This window comes from Microbacterium phyllosphaerae, from assembly GCF_017876435.1.
Classification (GTDB): Bacteria; Actinomycetota; Actinomycetes; order Actinomycetales; family Microbacteriaceae; genus Microbacterium; species Microbacterium phyllosphaerae.
The window spans coordinates 3,635,640-3,656,529 of the sequence record NZ_JAGIOA010000001.1 but is presented as its reverse complement, the minus strand read 5'-3'; the positions used below and the strand labels follow the sequence as shown (position 1 = coordinate 3,656,529).

Sequence of the window (20,890 nt, the reverse complement as noted above, 5' to 3'; positions counted from 1 at the left end):
GATGAAGCGCATCTCGCACGACGCCTGGGCCACGATCCTCGGCGTCGTCTACCTCGGCCTGATGGTCAACTTCCTCGTGCTCGTCACGGCATCGCCTCTCGTGGTGCTGCTGATGACGACCGACCCCGCCCTGTCGTGGCCCCTGCTGGCGCTCGCGGCTCCGCTCGCCGCACCCGCGCTGAGCGGCGCGTTCACGGCGTTCCGCGAGTTCGGGCGGGGCGAGCCCCAGGTCGTGCGCTCGTTCCTCCGCGGGTGGAAGGCCACGGCGCGCAAGGGCATGCTGATCGGGGCGTTCGCCTCGGCATCCGTCGTGGTCCTCCTCGTCGACGTGCGGGCGGTCAGCGCCTCACCGGCATCCGTCATGATCGTGCCGGTCCTCGCGCTGCTCGTCGTGATCGCCGGGGCGACCGCCCTCGTGGCTCTCGTCGCTCTGGCCGAAGAACCGGGTGCGCGGATGCGCGACATCGTCAAGGCCGCGCTGTACCTGTGCGTGCGGCGCTGGTACCTCACGGCACTGTCGCTCGTCGTGCTCGGAGTCCAGATCGGACTCTTCACCACCATGCCCGCGATCGCGATCGGCCTCACGTGCGCTCCTGCTCTGTACGTGGCGTGGGCGAACAGCCGGTACACGCTGCGCCCCGTGCTCGAGATCGAGCCCGTTCTCGAGGCCGCGGAGGTGCGCGCGTGACGGTGCGCACGGCGATGAGCCCCGAGGTGTTCGACCTGCTCTTCGATGACGCCCGACTCAGCCGCCTGCGCGCCTTGTCTCCCTCGACGCGACTGGCGATCGACGACGGCGATCTCTCCGACACCGAGATCCTCGTCACGTCGTGGGGTGCCCCGCGTCTCGACGCCGAGCTCCTCGATCGGATGCCGCGTCTGCGCGCCGTGGTGCACGCGGCGGGCAGCGTGCAGCAGCTGGTCTCCGACGAGCTGTGGGAACGGGGCATCACCGTGACCTCTGCCGCCGACGCCAACGCCGTGCCGGTCGCCGAGTACACGTTCGCGACGATCATCCTCGCCTTCAAGCGTGCCTTCGTGCACATGCGCTCGCCCTCGACGGTGCTCGAGTGGCGCGACCTGGTCGGGTCGACGCGGTACGGCAGCGTCGGCCGCACCGTCGGCATCGTCGGGTTCTCACGGATCGGACGCAGGGTGGTGCGGATGCTGGGCCAGCTCGACGGCATCCGGATCCTCGTCGCCGATCCGTTCGTGTCGCCGCAGGCCGTGGCCGACGCCGGCGCGGAGCTGCTGCCACTCGACGAGATGCTCGACCAGGTCGACGTGCTGTCGCTGCACGCACCCGCGCTGCCCGAGACGAGGCACATGATCGGTGCGGCCGAGCTCGCGGCGCTCCATGACGGTGCCACCGTCATCAACACGGCGCGCGGATGGATCCTCGACCACGACGCGCTGCTGGCCGAGTGCGCCGCGGGACGACTGGATGCCGTGCTCGACGTGACCGAACCAGACCCGCTGCCGACCGACTCACCGCTGCGCACTCTGCCGAACGTCGCCCTCACCCCGCATATCGCCGGATCCATGGGCAACGAGGCCAGGCGTCTCGCCGATTCGGCCCTCGATGACGTCGAGGCGCTGCTGCGCGGCGGTGTGCCGTCGCAGGTGATCACCCGACTCGACATGGAGCTGAGCGCATGAGCACGCCCGTCGCCCCGCACGAGTTCTCGCCCTGGGACTTCTGGCGAGAGGCCGATGCGGCACAGCGGGATGCGCAACTCGAGCGTCAGCGGGTTCTGATCGACGGGCACCCAGAGCGCTCCCTGGGCGACCACTGCTTCGTCTCGGAACTCGCGTCGGTCGACCATGACGCACTCCGGCTCGGCGACCGCACCTACATCGCCGCCGGTGCGTATCTGACCGGCGAACTCGCGGCGGGCGCCGACTGCAGCATCAACCCGTACACGGTCATCCGGGGGCGGGTGACGCTCGGCGATGCCGTCCGCATCGGCGCGCACACCTCGATTCTCGGCTTCAACCACTCGATGGAGCCGGGCACGCCCGTGTTCCGGCAGCCGCTGACGACCAGGGGCATCGTGATCGGCGACGACGTGTGGACCGGCTCGCACGCCGTGATCCTCGACGGCGTCACGGTCGGTTCGCACTCGGTGATCGCCGCCGGGGCCGTGGTCACCAAGGACGTGCCGGCGGGCGCCATCGTCGCGGGCAACCCCGCGCGCTTCCTGCGCTGGCGGGTCGAACCCGAGGATGCCGAGCCCCTGTCGTCGGTAGCGCCCGCATCGGACTCCTCGAGCCTGGGCGAACGGGTGGTCCGGTTCGGGGAGCGGGTGCGCGCCGACGCATCCTCGATTCTCGTGCGCTCGTGGCGCGATGAGACGCGTTCGTTCGTCGACCGCCCGGGTGCCGCGCCGACCGTCCGCGCGCAGGCGGATGCGATCGAGATCGCCGACCTACTGACGCGATCGGCCCCACCGCAGATCCCGGCCGACGAGCAGATCCGCCGATTGCACGCCTGGCAGGACCTGTCGACCGGTGTCGTGGCCCCGCTCGGTCCCGACGGGCACCAGCGGTCGGGTCTGGACTTCTCCGACGAAGACGTGGCCTATCACGTGCTGAGCACGGGGTACGGCCTCGACCTGCTCGGCTCGGAGTTCCCCGCGGAGCTCACCTGGGTGACCGAGGCGACGCCCGAGGTCGTGGTGGAGTTCTGCCGGGGACTGCCCTGGGCGACGGACGCCTGGAAGGCCGGTCACCACGTCGACGGCTTCGGCACGGCGCTGCTGTGGACGAAGAAGGCCGGCGTCGCGGTGCCCGACGGGGTGGAGGAGGCGCTGTTCGGCTGGCTTCTGCTGAACGCCGACCCCCGCACCGGCATGTGGGGGGCGCCCACCGTCGACCGCGGGCTGCTGCCCGTCGTGAACGGCTTCTACCGGGCGTCACGCGGAACGTTCGCGCAGTTCGGCGTACCGCTGCCGCATCCTGAACGGGTGGTCGACACGGTGCTCGCGCATGCGCGTGACACGCGCTGGTTCGCGCCGGGCATGCGCAACGCGTGCAACGTGCTCGATGTGGCGCATCCGCTGTGGCTGACCCGGGGCAGCGGCCACCGCACGGACGACGTGCGAAGCCTCGCCGAGCGACTGCTCTCGGATGCCCTGCAGACGTGGGTGCCGGGCCAGGGCTTCGGTTTCCGCGAGCCGTCCGCGACGACCCGGGGGCTCGCCGAGACGGAGCCGGGGCTCCAGGGCACCGAGATGTGGCTCGCCATCGTCTGGTACCTGGCCGACATCCTCGGTGTCTCAGACGAGCTGGGATATCGACCGAGAGGCGTGCATCGGCCCGAACCAGCCGCATCGTTCGGGGCCATCGTGTGAACGCGTGACCCGCGCGCGTCCGGGGTCGAAAGTGCATCCCGCACGCGGTGCGGGGTCGAAAGAGCATCCCGCACGCGGTCCGGGGTCGAAAGTGCATCCCGCGCGCGGTGCGGGGTCGAAAAGACACCGGAACAGGCCGATTCGGATGCCTATTTGGCCCCGCACGCAACAAATCCCGGCGATACTCGCCGAACGGTGCTTGAGGAGAGCGTTTTCCACCACCGCTTGCGGAGGAGCCGCGGGCATGGCATGCTGTCGGAAAGCGCTTACCCACACAGAGTCACCCACACGAGTTTCCCCGCAGAAGGTGCGGGATCTGAGAGAAGAGAACGGACCAGCAATGTCACAGGCGACAACCCGCGAGATCGGGATCATCATGAACGGCGTCTCGGGGCGCATGGGCTACCGTCAGCACCTCGTGCGCTCGATCCTCGCGATCCGCGACGCGGGCGGCATCGAGCTGCCCGACGGCTCGCGCATCACGGTGAAGCCGCTGCTCGTCGGCCGCAACGAGGCGAAGCTCGCCGAGCTGGCCGCGAAGCACGGCATCGAGGACTACACGACCGACCTCGACGCGGCCCTCGCCGACCCGAAGTGGGAGATCTACGCCGACTTCCTCGTGACCAAGGCCCGCGCGTCGGCCCTCCGCAGGGCGATCGCGGCCGGCAAGGCGATCTACACCGAGAAGCCCACGGCCGAGTCGCTCGACGAGGCCCTCGAACTCGCGCGTCTCGCCGACGCGGCCGGCGTCAAGACCGGCGTCGTGCACGACAAGCTCTACCTTCCCGGCCTGCAGAAGCTCAAGCGCCTGATCGACTCGGGCTTCTTCGGCCGCATCCTCTCGGTGCGCGGCGAGTTCGGATACTGGGTCTTCGAAGGCGACTGGCAGCCCGCGCAGCGCCCGAGCTGGAACTACCGCACCGAAGACGGCGGCGGCATCATCGTCGACATGTTCCCGCACTGGAACTACGTGCTCGAGAACCTGTTCGGCGAGGTCAAGAGCGTCTACGCGCAGGCCGCCGTGCATATCGCCGACCGCTGGGACGAGAACGGCGAGCACTACACGGCCACCGCCGAAGACGCCGCGTACGGCATCTTCGAGATCGAGGGCGGCATCGTCGCCGAGATCAACTCCAGCTGGACGGTGCGCGTGAACCGCGACGAGCTCGTCGAGTTCCAGGTCGACGGCACTCACGGATCCGCGGTCGTCGGACTCTTCGGCGCCAAGATCCAGCCGCGCAACGCGACGCCGAAGCCCGTGTGGAACCCCGACCTCGAAGACAGCCACGACTACGACACCGACTGGCAGCAGGTGCCCACGAACGACGTCTTCATCAACGGCTTCCGTCAGCAGTGGGAGGAGTACCTGGTCTCGTTCGTCGAGGGCACGAAGTACCCCTTCGACCTGCTCTCCGGCGCACGTGGAGTGCAGTTCGCCGAGGCGGGTCTGACCTCCAGCGCCGAAGGCCGCAAGGTCTCGCTCGAGCCCCTGACCTTGGGCTGAGCATGACCACGCTCCGACTTCTCGATGCCGCGGGAGCGGTGACGGATGCCGAGCTGCGCGACGGTGGCGGGTACTCCCGCCCGTCCTCGCCGCTGCAGAGCCGCGTCGCCTACGCCGCTGCGCACGTCGTGCCGAAGCTGCACGCCGACAACACCCCCGGCCAGCCCGCCGACATCGACTGGGACTCGACGCTCGCGTTCCGCCGCAACGTCTACTCGTGGGGCCTCGGCGTCGCCGACGCCATGGACACCGCGCAGCGCAACATGGGTCTCGATGCCGCGGCGACGCGTGAGCTCATCGCCCGAAGCTCCGAGGTCGCTCGTGAAGAGGGCGGCTCTGTCGTGGTCGGCGTCAACACCGACCACGTCGCCGAGACGCACGTCTCGCTCGACCAGGTCATCGACGCCTACAAGGAGCAGCTGCACTTCACCGAGGAGCAGGGGGCGGGCCCCGTGCTCATGGCCTCGCGCCACCTGGCCCGCGTCGCGGAGAGCGCGGACGACTACCGTCGTGTCTACCGCGAGGTGCTGTCGTCGGCCACGGTCCCGGTCGTGCTGCACTGGCTCGGAACGGCTTTCGATCCCGAGCTCGCCGGCTACTTCGGCGCGGATGACTGGCAGACGGCATCCGCGGTGCTGCTCGACATCATCGGAGAGCAGCCCGACAAGGTCGCGGGCGTGAAGATGAGCCTGCTGAACGCCGAGTCCGAGATCTCGGTGCGCGAGCAGCTCCCACAGGGCGTGCGGATGTTCACGGGCGACGACTTCAACTACGTCGGCCTCATCGGCGGCGACACCGTGGGGCAGGGCGACGGGCATTCCGACGCACTGCTCGGCGCGTTCGCGGCGATCACCCCGGTGGCGTCCGCGGCGATCCAGGCACTGGATGCCGGAGACCCCGCCCGCTACCTCGAGATCCTCGGCCCGACCGAGGAGCTGAGCCGCCAGGTCTTCGCGGCACCGACGTTCTACTACAAGACGGGCGTCGCGTTCCTCGCCTGGCTCAACGGGCACCAGCCCGCGTTCCAGATGGTCGGCGGGCTGCACTCGGCGCGGAGCCTTCCGCACCTCAGCCGCATCGTCGAGCTGGCGAACGCCTCACTCGCACTCGAGAAGCCCGAACTCGCGCGCGAGCGCTGGCACGGGATGCTGCGCCTGAACGGGGTGGAGGCATGACCGTCGATCCTCGCCTGTCGATCAACCAGGCCACGATCAAGCACGCCGACCTCGAGACCGCGCTGCGGGTGACGGCGGATGCCGGCATCCAGGCGATCGGCCTGTGGCGCGAGCCCGTGAACGAGGTCGGACTCGACGTCGCGGCGCGGATGCTCGCCGACTCGGGTCTGCGGTTCACGACGCACTGCCGTGGTGGTTTCTTCACCCTCCCCGAGGGGCCGGAGCGTGTCGCCGCACTCGACGACAACCGCCGCGCGATCGAGGAGACCGCGACGCTCGCCGCCGCGGGTGCCGACGGATCGACGGCCGTGCTCGTGCTGGTCGCCGGGGGTCTGCCCGCAGGCTCGCGCGACCTGATCGGTGCGCGTGAGCGCGTGCGCGACGCGATCGGTGTGCTCGCGACCGACGCGAAGGCGGCGGGCGTGACGCTGGCGATCGAGCCGCTGCATCCGATGTACGCCTCCGACCGCGCGGTCGTCTCGACGCTGGGCCAGGCGCTCGACATCGCGGCCGATTTCGACGCCGACGTGGTCGGCGCCGCCGTCGACACCTTCCACATCTGGTGGGACCCGCAGGTGCTCGAGCAGATCGCGCGCGCCGGGCGAGAGGGCCGTATCGCGACCTACCAGGTGTGCGACTGGAAGACCCCGCTCGCCGCCGACGTTCTGCTGTCACGCCACTACACGGGCGACGGCGTGATCGACTTCGGCTCGCTCACGCGCGCCGTGATCGAGACGGGCTACGACCGCGACATCGAGGTCGAGATCTTCAACGCCGACATCTGGGCGGATGCTCCCGAGAACGTCGTGCGTCGCACGGCCGAGACCTTCGGCGCCGCGGTCTCGCCGCACCTGCGCTGACGAGACGTGCCGGAGGAGTCCCGCGGTGGCGCGAGCGTGCCACCGCGGGACTCGGCGTGCCGCCCGTAGGCGGAGACCGGCCGCAGGGCAACCCCCGAGACCCCGACGTCACCCCTTGAGAGGATGACACCATGACGAAGATCCGACCGGGACTCTGCTCGGTGACCTTCCGGGCGCTCGACGCCGAGGAGGTCATCGGGTTGGCGGCAGAAGCAGGCCTCGAGGTGATCGAGTGGGGCGCCGATGTGCACGTGCCCGCCGGCGACATCGAGCGGGCGGCGCAGGTGGCCACCGAGACCGCGGATGCCGGGCTGGCGTCGTGCTCATACGGGTCGTACTTCCGCGCAGGGCCAGACGAGACGCTCACGCCGATCCTCGACAGCGCCGAAGCCCTGGGCGTCGACCGTGTGCGCATCTGGGCCGGGCACCTCGGGTCGTCGGACGCGACCGACGTCGACTGGTCGAACACCGTCTCGCGTCTGCGCGATGCAACCGCCGAGGCGGAGGACCGGGGCATCGGCCTCGCCCTCGAGTTCCACTCCGGCACGCTCGCCGACACGGCGCCCACCACACTGCGACTGCTCGCCGACGTGAACAGCCCGGCGCTCAGCACCTACTGGCAGCCGACGGTCGCCGCCACCGTCGACACCGTCCTCGGCGAGTACCGCGAGATCTCCGCGCAGACGACCGCCGCGCACGTCTTCTCCTGGTGGCCCGCGCAGGAGCGACTTCCGCTGCGGGCGCGGGATGCGCTGTGGACGCGCTTCTTCGCCGAGGCTCTGGCAGCGCCTCGGCCGCCGAGGGATGCACTGCTCGAGTTCGTTCCCGGCGACGACCCGGCGTTGCTGAACGGCGAGGCCGCCGCACTGCGCTCGTACCTGTCGATCTGACGGCCCGATGCTCGCTCTGACGCGCCGTCGCACGATGCCCCTCCGTTCCCTTCTCTCGCGGCCGCGCCGCAGTATGCTCGGGGCATGAGCCAGCCGGAAAGCCCTTCCCGCGTGCGTCAGTCGCGCCACGCGCGAGGCGCCGCCCCGACCCTGCACGACGTCGCCCGTGAGGCCGGTGTCTCGCTCGCAACGGCATCCCGCGTCCTCAACGGCTCCGAGCGCAAGGTCGCCGAGTCCTTCCGCGAGAGGGTCGAGCAGGCAGCGGCCGAGCTCGGCTACACGGCCAACGTGTCGGCGCAGGCGACGGCCCGCGGCACCTCTCCCGTGATCGCCCTGCTCGTCGCCGACATCGCCGACCCGTACTTCGGACTCATCGCCGCCGGCGTCGCCCGCGGAGCAGACGAGCAGGGTCTCGTCGTCACGATCGCGATCACCGAACGCGACCCCGCCCGCGAGGCGCGCATCGTCCGAGCCCTGCGGGGCCAGCGTCCGCAGGGGCTCATCCTCGCGGCATCCCGCACGAAGGAGCCCACCGACTCCGACTCCGACACCGCCCGTGAACTGGCCGAGTACGCGCGCTTCGGCGGCCGCGTCGTGACGTTCGGTGCGGGCAGCGCCGAGAACCGTCACGTCGAGATCGACAACCGCGCCGGGGCCGAAGAACTCGGTCGGCGCATGGCGGCGCTCGGATATCGCGCGGCCATCGCGATCGCGGCGGCCGAGGGCGTGCTGACCTCCGACGAACGTCTCGCCGGATTCCGTGCGGGCTTCGAATCCGGCGGCGGCGCGATCGACCGCGTGCTCCGTGGCGACTTCCGCCGCGAGTCGGGTGTGCAGGCGATGACCGCAGCGCTCGCCGAGGGCGTCGTTCCGGGCACCCTCGTGTTCGGCATGAGCGACGTCGTCGCGATCGGTGCCATGTCGGCCATCCGTGACGCCGGACGCGAGATCGGCGCCGACATCGCGGTGTGCGGCTTCGACGACGTCCCGTCGAGCAGCGATGTGACCCCGGCGCTCACGACGGTGCGCGTGCCGCTGAGCGAGGTCGGCTACCAGGCCTTCCGTGCGACGGTCGACGCCGACTGGGAGCAGGCGGCGCTGCCGCTCGAGGTCACCGTGCGCGCGAGCACCCCGGGCATCCCGCGATGACTCGCGTCGTCCTCGCACCCGACAGCTTCAAAGGCACGATCACCGCGGCGGATGCGGCGGTATCGCTCGCCGAGGGGTGGGCATCGGTCGACCCGACCGCCACGTTCGTGCGCCGGCCCATGGCTGACGGCGGAGAGGGCACCGTCGCGGCGTTCGAGGCCGCGGTGCCGGGCGCTCGCCGTGTTCCGGTGGTCGTCGACGGCCCTGCGGGCTCCCGCATCGACACGAGCTGGCTGCTGCTGCCGCCGACGACGGATGCTCCCGGCGGAACCGCGGTCGTCGACCTGGCCTCGACCTCGGGCATCGAGCTGCTCGACGAGCTGCGGCCCTGGGATGCCGACACCACCGGGTTCGGCCAGGCGATCGCCGCGGCGCTCGATCACGGAGTCTCTCGTCTCGTGGTCGGCATCGGATCGAGCGCGTCGACCGACGGCGGCACCGGGATGCTCGCCGCACTCGGGGCACGCTTCCTCGACGCGGCCGGGGCGCCTGTCGCGCGCGGGGCTCGCGGCCTGGCCGACATCGCGTCCGTCGATCTGACCGGACTCCGCACGGCGCCGGACGTGCGGGTGCTCACCGACGTGACGAATCCGCTCGTCGGGCCACGCGGTGCCGCGGCCGTGTTCGGCCCGCAGAAGGGCCTCGCCGACGACGGCATCACTCAGGTGGATGCTGCGCTGGCGCACCTCGCCCAGCTGCTCGCGCTCGATCCCGCTCTCGCAGGCACCGGGGCCGCGGGAGGCACGGGCGGAGCGCTCGTGGTCTGGGGTGCGACGCTCGCGCCGGGTGCTGGCGAGGTCGCAGAGCTCATCGGACTCGCGGACGCGATCGCCGATGCGGACGTCGTCATCACGGGCGAGGGCTCGTACGACGGTCAGTCGGGCGACGGCAAGGTGCCCTCGTTCATCGCGGGCCTCGCGTCTGCGGCGGGGGCGACCGCACTGCTGGCGGCAGGGCGCATCACGGACGATTCCGACACGGCCCTGTTCGCGGCATCCGCCTCGCTCACCGAGATCGCGGGGTCATCGGATGCCGCACTCGCCGAGCCCGCTCGTTGGCTGCGCGACGCCGGGGCGCTGCTCGCCCGATCGGTCTGACCGAGCGGGCGTCGGCGGCGTCCGGCGTCCCGCGTCGGGCATCCTGCGTCCGCTCCTACGTCCGCGTCTGGCGTCCGGCGTCCGCGCGGTGGGCGGGGCCAGTTCCGCATCGGGGATGCTGTGCGGGGTCAGTTCCGCACCCGGGGATGCTGTGCGGGGTCAGTTCCGCATCAGGGATGCTGTGCGGGGCCAGTTCCGCATCGGGATCGGCCGTATCGGGTGCGCTTTTGACCCCGCGTGCGTTTTTGGCGCCGCAGGGTGGTGTGTGGGTGCTTTCGACCTGGCTCGCTCACGCCCGCCGGGTGGGCGGGGTCAGTTCCGCATCGGGGATGCTGGGCGGGGCCAGTTCCGCACCGGGGATGCTGGGCGGGGTCGCTTTCGCACCGGGATCGGCCGTATCGGGTGCGCTTTTGACCCCGCGTGCGTTTTTGGTGCCGCAGGGCGGTGTGTGGGTGCTTTCTACCCGGCTCGCTCACGCCCGCGGGGTGGCGGGGTCACTTTCGCACCGGGGATGCTGTGCGGGGTCACTTTCGCATCGGGATCGGCCGTATCGGATGCGCTTTTGACTCCGGGTGCGCTTTTGACCCCGCATGCGCTTGGGACCCCGCACCAGCGGACGCGAGCGCGCTCGACCCGGAGAAGCTACCGGCCCCGTACGCACTTCTGCCCCCGCACGAAAGACGTGCGGGGGCAGAAGACAGCGGAGAGGGATGCCGGCTCAGCCGCCCAGGGCCGCCGACACCACGGCTCGAGCCTCGGCCTGCACCTCGGCGAGATGCTCGGGGCCGCGCAGGCTCTCGGCGTACAGCTTGTAGACGTCTTCGGTTCCCGACGGGCGTGCAGCGAACCAGGCGTGCTCGGTCTGCACCTTGAGGCCGCCGATCGCGGCACCGTTTCCGGGAGCGTGCGACAGCTTGGCCGTGATGGTCTCGCCGGCGAGGGTCGTCGCCGAGACGGCATCCGGAGCCAACTTGCCGAGCGTCGCCTTCTGCGCGGGCGTGGCCGGGGCGTCGACGCGCTGGTAGGCCGAGGCGCCGAACGCCTCTTCCAGCTCGGCGTACCGCTCCGACGGGCTCTTGCCGGTCACCGCGATGATCTCGGCGGCGAGCAGGCACAGCAGGATGCCGTCCTTGTCGGTCGACCAGACGGTGCCGTCCTTGCGCAGGAACGATGCTCCGGCCGACTCCTCGCCGCCGAACGCCACGGATCCGTCGAGCAGCCCGGGTACGAACCACTTGAAGCCGACCGGAACCTCGAGCAGGCGGCGTCCGAGCGACTCGGCGACGCGGTCGATGATCATCGACGAGACGAGGGTCTTGCCGATCGCGGCGTCGCGCGGCCACTCGGCGCGGTGCGAGAACAGGTAGTCGATCGCGACGGCGAGGTAGTGGTTCGGGTTCATCAGCCCGGCGTCAGGGGTGACGATGCCGTGGCGGTCGGCATCCGCGTCGTTGCCGGTGAGGACGTCGTAGTCGCCCTTCTTCGCGACCAGCGAGGCCATCGCCGAGGGGGACGACGGATCCATGCGGATCTTCTCGTCCCAGTCGAGCGTCATGAAGCGCCAGGTCGGGTCGACCTCGGGGTTCACGACGGTGAGGTCGAGGTCGTGCACCTCTTTGATGAGGGCCCAGTACTCGACCGATGCGCCGCCCAGGGGATCGGCGCCGATGCGCACGCCCGCGTTGCGGATCGCGTCGATGTCGATGATGGTCGCGAGGTCGCGCACGTAGGCGTCGCGGAAGTCGTAGCCGGGCACGGCATCCCAGTCGACGTCGGCGAAGCGCTCGCGCTTCACGTCGACGAGTCCACCGGCGATCAGCTCGTTGGCGCGGTCGGCGATCCAGCCGGTCGCATCCGTGTCGGCCGGTCCGCCGTGCGGCGGGTTGTACTTGAAGCCGCCGTCTCGGGGCGGGTTGTGCGACGGGGTGACGACGATGCCGTCGGCGCGGCCGGGAGCATCCGGTGCGAGGTCGCGGTTGAAGGTGAGGATCGCATGGCTGAGCGCGGGCGTCGGCACCCACGAGTCGCGGGAGTCGACCCGCACGTCGACGCCGTTCGCGACCAGCACCTCGATGGCGCTGCGCTCGGCCGGCAGCGACAGAGCGTGGGTGTCGCGACCGAGGAACAACGGGCCGGTGATGCCCTGGCCGGCGCGGTAGTCGACGATAGCCTGCGTGGTCGCCAGGATGTGGTTCTCGTTGAAGCTGTTCGAGAGCGAGGAGCCGCGATGCCCGCTGGTCCCGAAGGCGACGCGCTCTGCGGCGACCTCCGGATTCGGGACGCGGTCGTAATAGGCGGCGATCAGTTCGTCGACATCGATCAGATCGGATTCTTCGGCTGGTAGACCGGCACGGCTCGTCATGCAGACAGTCTGCCCCCATCTCGGCATCCGCGCATCTTCTTGCGCGCCACAGGTGCCCTAAGGTGAAACGCGTGACTGAACGCCGCACCTACAGCTATCTCGGCCCCGCCGGAACGTTCACCGAAGCGGCGCTCGACCAGGTCGCCGAAGCGCGCGGGCAGGACCGGCGTGCGGTGCACAACGTCGGCGAGGCGCTCGCCGACGTGCTCGACGGACGCAGTGACGCGGCGATGATCGCGATCGAGAACTCGATCGAGGGCGGCGTCTCGACCACGCAGGATGCTCTGGCCACGCTGCCTGGCCTCCGGATCGTCGGCGAATACCTGGTGCCGGTCAACTTCGTGCTCGTGGCTCCCCGCGGCACCACGCTGGACGACGTGCAGGTCATCGCGGCTCACCCCGTCGCCTACGGGCAATGCCATGGCTGGCTCGGTGCGAACCTGCCGATGCACTCGCACGTGCCCGCGGCGAGCAACGTCGCATCGGCGGTCGGCATGCTCGACGGCAGCCTCCCCGTGCAGGCGGCGATCGCCGCCCCGGGCGTCGTGAAGCACCTCGATGTCGACGTGCTCGCCGAGGGCATCGGCGACAATGCCCAGGCCGTCACCCGCTTCGTGCTCGTCACCCGCACCACCACGGCGCCGGCACCGACCGGCGCCGACAAGACCTCGCTGATCGTCGAGCTGCCCAACGATCACCCGGGTTCGCTGCTCGAGATGCTCGAGCAGTTCTCGACCCGCGGCATCAACCTGTCGCTGATCCAGTCGCGCCCGATCGGCGACGAGCTGGGCCGCTACCGGTTCGTGATCGACGCCGACGGGCACATCGAGCACGAGCGCATGGCGGACGCCCTGCTCGGCATCCGTCGTTTCAGCCCTCGTGTGGTCTTCCTCGGCTCGTACCCGCGGGCCGACCGGCAGATCGTGCAGTACCCCGATCGCTATGACGACGACGTGTTCGTCGAGGCGCGCGACTGGCTGCGGGGCATCCTCTCGGGCGAACCCGAAGCCTGACGCGGCTCCCGAGGCCTGACGCGGCTCCCGGGGCCTGACGCGGCCCCGAGGCCTGACGCGGCTCGAGGCCTGACGCGGCTCGTGCGGCCGCTCAGACCGCGCTGACCTGCACCAGCGCCCGCTTGAACTCCGGCATCGCAGAATGCGGATCGACCCGGTCGCTGGTGAGCAGATTCGCGCTCTCGGCATCCGCGTAGTGGAACGGCAGGAACACGGTGTCGGGTCTGATGTCGTGGGTCAGCTCCGCGCGCGCCCGCACTTCGCCGCGGACGTTGGAGAGGCGGATGCCGTCGCCCTCGGCGATCCCGTGGCGGCGCGCGGTCGCGGGGTGCAACTGCGCCACGAGCGAGGGCCGCTTCTCGGTCAGCTCGGGGATGCGGCGCGTCTGGGCGCCGCTCTGATACTGCTCGAGCAGGCGCCCGGTGATCAGGGTGAGCCCGTCGCCGGTGGCCGGCTCGGGCGTCCGTGCTCGCACGGCCACGAGTGTGGCGCGGCCGTCGGCGTGGGCGAAGCGGTCGGCGAACAGCCGCGGAGTGCCGAGGCTGCCCAGAGGGAAGGGCCAGTGCGCCTCGATGCCGAGGTCGAGCAGTGCGTGGCTGAGGCCCGAGTAGTCGGCGCGGCCACCGGCCGAGGCCCGGGCGAGCTCATCGAACACCTCTGAGGGCTCGAGGCTCCAGACGCCCGGCGCGTCGAGGCGGCGGGCGAGCTCGGCCATGATCCACAGTTCGCTGCGGGTACCGGCGGGGGCGTCGACCGCTCGGCGGCGGCGCAGCACCCGGCCCTCGAGGTTGGTCATGGTGCCCTCCTCCTCGGCCCACTGCAGCACGGGGAGCACGATGTCGGCGGCCCTCGCCGTCTCGGAGAGCAAGAAGTCCGACACGACGAGCAGCTCGAGACGGCCGAGCGCCTCGCGCACCGTCTGCACGTTCGGCGCCGAGACGAACACGTTCGAGCCGTGCACGAGCAGGGCACGGACGCCGCCGGGCAGGCCGGCGCTCTGCAGCAGCTCGACGGCCGGTACCCCCGGCCCCGGCAGGTCGTCGGGGTCGACGCCCCACACGGCCGCGACGGAGGCTCGGGCGGCCGGGTCGGTGATCGACTGGTAGCCGGGCAGCTGGTCGGCCTTCTGCCCGTGCTCGCGACCGCCCTGTCCGTTGCCCTGACCCGTGAGCGTGCCGTAGCCGCAGCCGGGGGTGCCCGGGAGCCCGAGCAGCAGGGCCAGGTTGATGGCGGCCGTCGCGGTGTCGGTGCCGTCGACGTGCTGCTCGACGCCGCGGCCGGTGAGGATGTAGGTCGAGTCGGAGCGGGCCAGCGTGCGAGCCAGTTCGCGGATGCTGCGCGCCGGAACCCCCGTGACGGTCTCGGCGCGCTCGGGCCACCACGCAGACACCGACTGGCGCAGCGCCTCGATGCCCGAGGTGCGCTGGCGCACGTAGCCGTCGTCGTACAGCTCCTCGGCGATGACGACGTGCGTCAGCGCCAGCAGCAGCGCGAGGTCGCTGCCGGGCACCGGTTGCACGTGGATGCCCGCGCCGTCGGCGCACAGCCGCGCGGTCGAGCTGCGCCGAGGGTCGACGACGATGAGGCCGCCCCGCGCCCTGGCCCCCTGCAGATGAGACACGAACGGCGGCATGGTGTCACCGACGTTCGAGCCGAGCAGCAGCACCGTCTCGGCCGTGTCGAGGTCGGTCAACGGGAACGGCAGGCCGCGGTCGATCCCGAACGAGCGGTTCGCGGCAGCCGCGGCCGACGACATGCAGAAGCGTCCGTTGTAGTCGATGCGCGAGGTGCGCAGCGCGATGCGGGCGAACTTGCCGAGCTGATACGCCTTCTCGTTCGTGAGGCCGCCCCCGCCGAAGACACCGATCGCGTCGGGTCCGTCCTCGGCGGCGATCGTGCGCACATGCGCGGCGATCAGGTCGAGCGCGGCATCCCACTCGGCCGGATGCAGCTCGCCGTCGTCTCCGCGCACGAGGGGAGTGGTGAGGCGACCGGTGTCGGCGAGCAGTTCGGCGGAGGTCCACCCCTTCTTGCACAGGCCCCCGCGGTTGGTGGGGAAGTCACGCCCGGCCACGGTCACCGGAAGCATCGGCCGGTCGGCGGTGGCCGGAGTCGTGGCGGTGGTCGCGGTCAAGGTCATCGCGCACTGGAGTGCGCAGTAGGGGCAGTGGGTGTCGGTCATGCGACGGCTCCCGCGTGGGCGTGCAGGAGTTCGGTGATGCGAGCCCGGCATCCCCCGCATCCGGTGCCGGCGCGGGTGCAGTCGCCGACCTCGGCGACCGACGAGCATCCGTCGTCGATCGCATCCTCGATCTGTCCGACCGTGACCGCGTTGCAGATGCACAGGGTCGCGTCGCGGCCGGCGGGGGCCACCGCATCGGCGTCCGGGTCGTCGAGCCGCAGGAGCAGCGACCGGTCGGCCGGCAGCTCGCCGCCCCGCAGATACAGCACACTCAGTTCGGCAGCGGCCCGCGGCATCCCGACCGCCACGAAGCCGGTGAGGATGCCGTCGCGCGTCGCCATCTTCACGTAGGTGCCGTGCTCGGGGTCGGCCCAGACCGCGATGCCGGGGGAGATCTCGCCGACGGGAACCGGGGCGAACGGGTCGGCCGAGACGTCTCCGGCGGAGGCGATGTCGACCAGCTCCCCCTTGAGCACGACGACTCCCGGGTGCTCGTCGACGAACCCGTTGTCGACGGCGTCGTCGTCGAGCTCGGCCGCGATCGAGGCCGCCAGCCAGCTCGCCTGGCGCCATCCCGGTCCGACGAGCCCGGCCGGGCCACCCGGCACCTGGCGCTCGTGCAGATACTCGGCGGGATCGGCGATGTGCGCGCAGTCGCCGATCGCGAAGATGCGCGGATCCGACCACGAGCGCAGCGAGCTGTCGACGAGCACTCCGTTGCCGATCCGCAGTCCGGCGGCCTCGGCGAGTTCGGTGCGCGCCCGCACGCCGCACGAGAGCACGAGCAGGTCCCCCTCGATGCGCTTGCCGTCAGACGAGGCGAGGGCCCGGAACCGGCGGACGCCGTCATCGCCCTCGACGCCGATCACCCCTTCGGCGCGAGTGTGCGGCACCAGGGTGACACCCGCCGAGGCCAGTGCGGTCGACAGGATCGACGCCGAGCCGCGATCGAGCTGGCGGGGCATCGGCATCGGTCCGAAGTGGGCGACCGAGGGGATCGCCCCGGCGTCGGCGAGCAGCATGGCGAGCTCGATGCCCAGAACACCGGCGCCCAGCACCACGACACGGCCGCCGCGCTCGACCACCGACCGCACCTGCTCGGCGTCGGCCATGTCGCGCAGCACGCAGACCCCCGCGGTGAGGCGGGTGTCGAGGCCGGTGCTGTCGGGGCCGAGCGTCTCGAGCCCGTCGAGGGAGGGGATGATCGAGCGCGCGCCGGTGGCGAGCACCAGCCGGTCGTACGCCACCGTCGATCCGTCGGCGAGCTCGACGCGCTGAGTCTCGCGGTCGATGCGCGCGACCCGCGCACCCAGGCGCAGATCGACTCCCGGGAGCGCGGATGCCGTCGCGAGGGTGAGCTCGGATGCCGTCGCCTCGCCGACCGCGAGCTCGGCGATCAGCACCCGGTTGTACGGGTCCGCCGTCTCAGCACCCAGCACGGTCACCGTCGCCCGTCCGTCGCTCACCAGAGGCAGGAGCTCCTCGGCGAACCGGATGCCGACGGGCCCTGCCCCGATCACGACGATGCGCTCGGGCATGGTCAGATCCGGTGCCCGGCGAGCGAGGCCCGCGGCACGAGGTAGACGAAGACCGTGATGAGCAGCAGCACCACGTACGCGGCGACGAATCCGCCGAACGCCGGTGCGTACGAACCCGTGCCGCTCTTCGCAGCGGCCAGCACCTGGGGGATCACGAATCCGCCGTAGGCGCCGATCGCCGAGATCAGGCCGAGGGCCGCTGCCCCCTTGCGTTGAGTGCTGACCGCGAGTGCGTCACCCGCGGTCGCGGCACCCCGGGCGGCGAAGACATTGGGGATCATCCGGTAGGTCGCGCCGTTTCCGATTCCCGCCGCGACGAACAGCAGCAGGAAGCATCCGAGGAACAGCGCGAAGCTGTTCGCCTGCAGGGTGATGAGCAGCGAGAGGGCGCCGACGATCATGAGCGAGAACGCGGCGATCGTCATCCGAGCACCGCCGAAGCGGTCGGCGAGCTTGCCTCCGTACGGGCGGGCCAGCGAGCCGACCAGTGCGCCGAGGAACGCGAGCGAGAGCGAGGCGCTGCCGATCTGGAACGTCGAGAACTCGGGGAACGTGTCGGCGATCAGCTTCGGGAAGACGCTCGAGAAGCCGATGAACGACCCGAAGGTGCCGATGTAGAGCAGTGACAGCACCCACAGGTGCGGTTCGCGCAGTGCAGCTGCGGCCCCGGCGAAGTCGGCCTTGGCGGACGACAGGTTGTCCATGTGACGCCACGCGCCCCAGACGGCGACCAGGATCAGCGGCACCCACATCCAGCCCGCGAGCGAGAGGTTGAAGGTGAAGGCGGCGGTGACCGAGACGACGATCGGCACCGCGAGCTGGGCGACCGAGGTGCCCAGGTTGCCGCCCGCGGCGTTGAGCCCGAGCGCCCACCCCTTCTCCTTCTGCGGGAAGAAGTAGGTGATGTTCGCCATGGAGCTCGCGAAGTTGCCGCCACCGAATCCGGCCAGCGCCGCCACCGCGAGCAGCACGCCGAACGGGGTCTCGGGGTCCTGCACGACGATGCCGAGCAGGATCGCCGGGATCAGCAGGAGCAGCGCCGAGACGATGGTCCAGTTGCGTCCGCCGAATCGGGCGACGAGGAACGTGTAGGGGAACCGCAGGGTCGCACCGACGAGGCTCGGCAGCGAGATCAACCAGAACGACTCGGTGGTGCTGAGCGTGAAGCCGGCTGCGGGAAGCAGCACGACCACGATGCTCCACAGCTGCCAGATGATGAAGCCGAGGAACTCGGCGAAGATCGACCAGCCGAGGTTGCGTCGCGCGATCGCCTTGCCTTCGGATGCCCAGAAGGTCGCATCCTCAGGATTCCACCCGTCGATCCACCGTCCGGGTCGCCGCGTGAGGGTCACGGCATGGGTGTCGACGCTGCTTCTTCCGGTGATCTGGGACATCGCGGCTCCTGCGTTCGAGAGGTGAGTTCTCTGAACGTAGGGGGCGGATGTTGCAGGCCCGCACGAGTGCGATTACCGGGCGATTACTTCTGGATCACATCGGACACACGGCCGATGAGAGAACTTCAGGAATCCCGGTCGTCGGTGCGCCAGGTCGCGGCGAGCTCGGTGATCGTCGCGACCGCGGCCGCGGTGTCTTCGCGGCTGCCGCCTGAGCGACCTGCAGCGAGGCCCGCCAGATACGCGCTCAGCGGGGCCGCAGGGCGTGCGACGCCGTGCGCGACGTCGCGGGCGAGGTTCAGCAGCAGGGCGACGTCGACCGACTCGCGGTCGATGTCGAGGGACTCACAGACGGCGGCGGTCCACTCATCCAGGGCCTCGACCGGAAGGTGCTGCGGCTTGTCTGTCATGTCGTCTCCTCGGGAGCATCGTCGCGCGGGGCTCGCTGCGCCATCGTCGTTCTGGCTCTTTCCAGATCGTCCCACGTGTCGACGTCGGTCGCCAGGTCGCCGGCCGGCACGACGCCGATCGCGAGTCCGCCGAGCAGTGCGCGTGCCGAGGCATCCCGACCCGCGTCGGGGAGTCTCGTGAGCGCTGTGCGCAGGGCATCGACCCGGTAGCGGCCGGTCAGCCACTGCATCCGTCCCGAGGCGTCCGCCAGGCAGAGGCCGTCCTGGTTCTCGGAGAGCGGCGGATGCTGTCGCAACAGCGCCACGGCCGCCACGGCGTTCGGCAGATCGGCGGCGAGGACGTAGACCTCGGCGCTGTCGACCAGCGCGAGCCCGGCGGCGATGCCCGCCACGGGGCCACCGAACGCCGGGGTCTCCTGCGTCCAGACCACATGGCCGCCGACGGGCATCCGCGGGCCGACCACGACCACCGGTTCGCAGTCCGCGAGTGCCACCACGGCGTGCTCGAGCAGCGGGCGTCCGTCGACCTCGAGCAACGGCTTGGCCGCGCCGCCGAGACGGGAGGCGCGACCGCCCGCGAGGACGATCGCCGCTGGCTGTGCGTCTGCGGGCTGCACGGGTGGGGTCTCCGATGTCGTACTCATGCGAGCAGCATCACGTCGACGAGGTCGCCCGCGGCGACCGCCGCCACATCCTCGGGTACGACCGCGTAGGCATCCGCTCGCGCCAGTCCTGCGGCGAGGTGCGAACCCGACGATCCGTCGGCGGCCGCGGGACGCACCGACCAGGCGGCAGGATCCGAGCGGTCGAGCGTCACGGGCACGTACTGCCGTCGCCCTGCCGGGCTGCGCCATCCGGTCGTGGTCGGCATCCTGAGTGTCGGACGCCGGTGCTCGGAGCGCCCCTGCAGCGCGAGGAGCGCAGGCCTCACGAACGCCTCGAAAGACACGGCGACGCTCGACGGGTTGCCGGGCAGGCCGAAGATCAGGGTGTCGTCGATGCGGCCGAACGCCTGCGGCCGGCCCGGCTGCATCGCCACGGCGACGAACGCGATGCGATCACGGAGCACGTTCTTGACCACCTCGTGCGCGCCGGCGCTCACGCCGCCGGAGGTGACCACGACATCGGCGCGGGCGTCGCGGATCGCACGGTCGAGCAGAGCCCCGAATGCGGCATCCTCATCCGTCACCGTGTCGACCGAGACGACCTCGGCCCCGGCTTCGGCGCACAGCGAGGCGAGCAGCACCGAGTTCGACTCGGGGATCTGCCCGGGCACGAACTCGCCACCGGCCGGTGCGAGCTCGCTGCCCGTCGAGATCACGGCGACGCGGGGGCGTCGTCGGACCAGGATGCTGTCGACCCCGACCACCGCGAACGCTGTCATCTGCAGCGGCCCGACGACGGCGCCGACCGGCGCGACCTCGGCGCCCGCTCGGAGCTCCTCACCGCGGCGACGGATGTGGGCGCCCTCCCGCGCAGGCGCCGTGGTGATCACCGCGGGTGCATCGACGCTCTGCAACCCGTCTCGCGTGTGCTCGAACGGCACCACGGCGGTGGCCGTGCGCGGAACCGGAGCGCCCGTCATGATCCTGACGGCGTCGCCGGCGCCGAGCTCGGGCTGTGCGGTCGACCCGGCAGGCAGGTCGGCGATCACCCGCAGCTCGACCGGATGCTCGGCGGTCGCCGACGAGACATCCGCGTAGCGCACGGCGTACCCGTCCATGGCCGAGTTGTCGAACAGCGGCACGTCCACACGGGCGAGCACCGGTGCCGCGAGTGTGCGCCCGGCGGCATCCTCGACCCGGACGGTCTCACCGGGGATCGGGGCCGCAGCCGCGAGGATCGTGTCGAGATGCGCCTCGACCGTCAGCATCGCGGGAGTCACAGCAAGAGGGGCGATTCGCATGCAGTCAGCGTACGACGGTCGCGGACGTGGTCCGCGACCGTTGCGCCCCTGCTCTCC

General features: G+C 71.0%; 17 protein-coding genes. 10 read left to right on the top strand and 7 right to left on the bottom strand.

Going from position 1 to position 20,890, the window contains the following annotated elements:
- Position 1: 1 nt before the first annotated feature.
- From JOF42_RS17405 to JOF42_RS17365, 9 genes are all read left to right on the top strand, one after another.
- Entirely contained in the window at positions 2-688 is a 687-nt protein-coding gene (locus JOF42_RS17405; RefSeq protein ID WP_210098959.1) for a DUF624 domain-containing protein, read from the top strand.
- On the top strand, positions 685-1,659 hold the full coding sequence (locus JOF42_RS17400) for a hydroxyacid dehydrogenase (RefSeq protein WP_307803637.1): 975 nt from the start codon (positions 685-687) through the stop codon (positions 1,657-1,659). Before JOF42_RS17405 ends, JOF42_RS17400 begins: the two co-directional genes overlap by 4 nt.
- A complete protein-coding gene (locus tag JOF42_RS17395) occupies positions 1,656-3,353 on the top strand; it encodes an acyltransferase (protein WP_210098958.1) in 1,698 nt (565 codons plus the stop codon). The genes JOF42_RS17400 and JOF42_RS17395 overlap by 4 nt, the downstream gene beginning before the upstream one ends.
- Positions 3,354-3,693: 340 nt before the next feature.
- Positions 3,694-4,857, top strand: a complete 1,164-nt coding sequence (locus tag JOF42_RS17390) for a Gfo/Idh/MocA family protein (protein WP_210098957.1) — start codon at positions 3,694-3,696, stop codon at positions 4,855-4,857.
- Positions 4,858-4,859: 2 nt separating this feature from the next.
- A complete protein-coding gene (locus JOF42_RS17385) occupies positions 4,860-6,032 on the top strand; it encodes a dihydrodipicolinate synthase family protein (protein ID WP_210098956.1) in 1,173 nt (390 codons plus the stop codon).
- Positions 6,029-6,892, top strand: coding sequence for a sugar phosphate isomerase/epimerase family protein (locus JOF42_RS17380; protein WP_210098955.1), 864 nt, complete (start codon positions 6,029-6,031; stop codon positions 6,890-6,892). The genes JOF42_RS17385 and JOF42_RS17380 overlap by 4 nt, the downstream gene beginning before the upstream one ends.
- Positions 6,893-7,023: 131 nt before the next feature.
- Positions 7,024-7,782 (top strand): sugar phosphate isomerase/epimerase family protein, encoded by a 759-nt coding sequence (locus JOF42_RS17375; protein ID WP_210098954.1) that lies wholly within the window; start codon positions 7,024-7,026, stop codon positions 7,780-7,782.
- An 84-nt stretch (positions 7,783-7,866) separates the two neighbouring features.
- Positions 7,867-8,931, top strand: a complete 1,065-nt coding sequence (locus JOF42_RS17370) for a LacI family DNA-binding transcriptional regulator (RefSeq protein WP_210098953.1) — start codon at positions 7,867-7,869, stop codon at positions 8,929-8,931.
- Positions 8,928-10,028, top strand: coding sequence for a glycerate kinase (locus tag JOF42_RS17365; protein WP_210098952.1), 1,101 nt, complete (start codon positions 8,928-8,930; stop codon positions 10,026-10,028). Before JOF42_RS17370 ends, JOF42_RS17365 begins: the two co-directional genes overlap by 4 nt.
- 718 nt (positions 10,029-10,746) lie before the next feature.
- Here the strand turns inward: JOF42_RS17365 and pgm are convergent.
- Positions 10,747-12,390 carry a phosphoglucomutase (alpha-D-glucose-1,6-bisphosphate-dependent) gene (gene pgm / locus JOF42_RS17360; protein WP_210098951.1) on the bottom strand — a complete coding sequence of 548 codons (1,644 nt, stop codon included), beginning with the start codon at positions 12,388-12,390 and terminating at the stop codon, positions 10,747-10,749.
- 62 nt (positions 12,391-12,452) lie between these two features.
- Here pgm and pheA point away from each other — a divergent pair, with 62 nt between their 5' ends.
- Positions 12,453-13,403 carry a prephenate dehydratase gene (gene pheA / locus JOF42_RS17355; RefSeq protein ID WP_210098950.1) on the top strand — a complete coding sequence of 317 codons (951 nt, stop codon included), beginning with the start codon at positions 12,453-12,455 and terminating at the stop codon, positions 13,401-13,403.
- A gap of 91 nt (positions 13,404-13,494) precedes the next feature.
- On the opposite strand, the gene JOF42_RS17350 is transcribed toward pheA, so the two are convergent.
- The 6 genes from JOF42_RS17350 to JOF42_RS17325 all read right to left on the bottom strand — a co-directional run bounded on the left by JOF42_RS17350 (position 13,495) and on the right by JOF42_RS17325 (position 20,833).
- Entirely contained in the window at positions 13,495-15,585 is a 2,091-nt protein-coding gene (locus tag JOF42_RS17350) for a molybdopterin oxidoreductase family protein (protein WP_210098949.1), read from the bottom strand.
- Positions 15,582-17,123 (bottom strand): FAD-dependent oxidoreductase, encoded by a 1,542-nt coding sequence (locus JOF42_RS17345; protein WP_210098948.1) that lies wholly within the window; start codon positions 17,121-17,123, stop codon positions 15,582-15,584. Before JOF42_RS17345 ends, JOF42_RS17350 begins: the two co-directional genes overlap by 4 nt.
- Positions 17,124-17,125: 2 nt before the next feature.
- On the bottom strand, positions 17,126-18,517 hold the full coding sequence (locus JOF42_RS17340; protein ID WP_210098947.1) for an MFS transporter: 1,392 nt from the start codon (positions 18,515-18,517) through the stop codon (positions 17,126-17,128).
- Between the two features lie 125 nt (positions 18,518-18,642).
- Positions 18,643-18,927: a DUF6457 domain-containing protein gene (locus JOF42_RS17335; protein WP_210098946.1), complete on the bottom strand. Its 285-nt coding sequence runs from the start codon at positions 18,925-18,927 to the stop codon at positions 18,643-18,645.
- Positions 18,924-19,571, bottom strand: a complete 648-nt coding sequence (gene mobA / locus JOF42_RS17330) for a molybdenum cofactor guanylyltransferase (RefSeq protein ID WP_210098945.1) — start codon at positions 19,569-19,571, stop codon at positions 18,924-18,926. Before mobA ends, JOF42_RS17335 begins: the two co-directional genes overlap by 4 nt.
- Positions 19,568-20,833 carry a molybdopterin molybdotransferase MoeA gene (locus JOF42_RS17325; protein WP_245340842.1) on the bottom strand — a complete coding sequence of 422 codons (1,266 nt, stop codon included), beginning with the start codon at positions 20,831-20,833 and terminating at the stop codon, positions 19,568-19,570. Before JOF42_RS17325 ends, mobA begins: the two co-directional genes overlap by 4 nt.
- Positions 20,834-20,890 lie beyond the last annotated feature (57 nt).

What these genes read in the sequence shown, in the direction of transcription:
- JOF42_RS17375 (WP_210098954.1), top strand. Translation starts at nt 7,024, where the DNA reads ATGACGAAGATCCGACCGGGACTCTGCTCGGTGACCTTCCGGGCGCTC.
- JOF42_RS17350 (WP_210098949.1), bottom strand. Translation starts at nt 15,585, where the DNA reads ATGACCGACACCCACTGCCCCTACTGCGCACTCCAGTGCGCGATGACC.
- JOF42_RS17345 (WP_210098948.1), bottom strand. Translation starts at nt 17,123, where the DNA reads ATGCCCGAGCGCATCGTCGTGATCGGGGCAGGGCCCGTCGGCATCCGG.
- JOF42_RS17340 (WP_210098947.1), bottom strand. Translation starts at nt 18,517, where the DNA reads ATGTCCCAGATCACCGGAAGAAGCAGCGTCGACACCCATGCCGTGACC.
- JOF42_RS17325 (WP_245340842.1), bottom strand. Translation starts at nt 20,833, where the DNA reads ATGCGAATCGCCCCTCTTGCTGTGACTCCCGCGATGCTGACGGTCGAG.
- JOF42_RS17390 (WP_210098957.1), top strand. Translation starts at nt 3,694, where the DNA reads ATGTCACAGGCGACAACCCGCGAGATCGGGATCATCATGAACGGCGTC.
- mobA (WP_210098945.1), bottom strand. Translation starts at nt 19,571, where the DNA reads ATGAGTACGACATCGGAGACCCCACCCGTGCAGCCCGCAGACGCACAG.
- JOF42_RS17370 (WP_210098953.1), top strand. Translation starts at nt 7,867, where the DNA reads ATGAGCCAGCCGGAAAGCCCTTCCCGCGTGCGTCAGTCGCGCCACGCG.
- JOF42_RS17395 (WP_210098958.1), top strand. Translation starts at nt 1,656, where the DNA reads ATGAGCACGCCCGTCGCCCCGCACGAGTTCTCGCCCTGGGACTTCTGG.
- JOF42_RS17335 (WP_210098946.1), bottom strand. Translation starts at nt 18,927, where the DNA reads ATGACAGACAAGCCGCAGCACCTTCCGGTCGAGGCCCTGGATGAGTGG.
- JOF42_RS17365 (WP_210098952.1), top strand. Translation starts at nt 8,928, where the DNA reads ATGACTCGCGTCGTCCTCGCACCCGACAGCTTCAAAGGCACGATCACC.
- JOF42_RS17385 (WP_210098956.1), top strand. Translation starts at nt 4,860, where the DNA reads ATGACCACGCTCCGACTTCTCGATGCCGCGGGAGCGGTGACGGATGCC.
- pgm (WP_210098951.1), bottom strand. Translation starts at nt 12,390, where the DNA reads ATGACGAGCCGTGCCGGTCTACCAGCCGAAGAATCCGATCTGATCGAT.
- JOF42_RS17405 (WP_210098959.1), top strand. Translation starts at nt 2, where the DNA reads ATGAAGCGCATCTCGCACGACGCCTGGGCCACGATCCTCGGCGTCGTC.
- JOF42_RS17380 (WP_210098955.1), top strand. Translation starts at nt 6,029, where the DNA reads ATGACCGTCGATCCTCGCCTGTCGATCAACCAGGCCACGATCAAGCAC.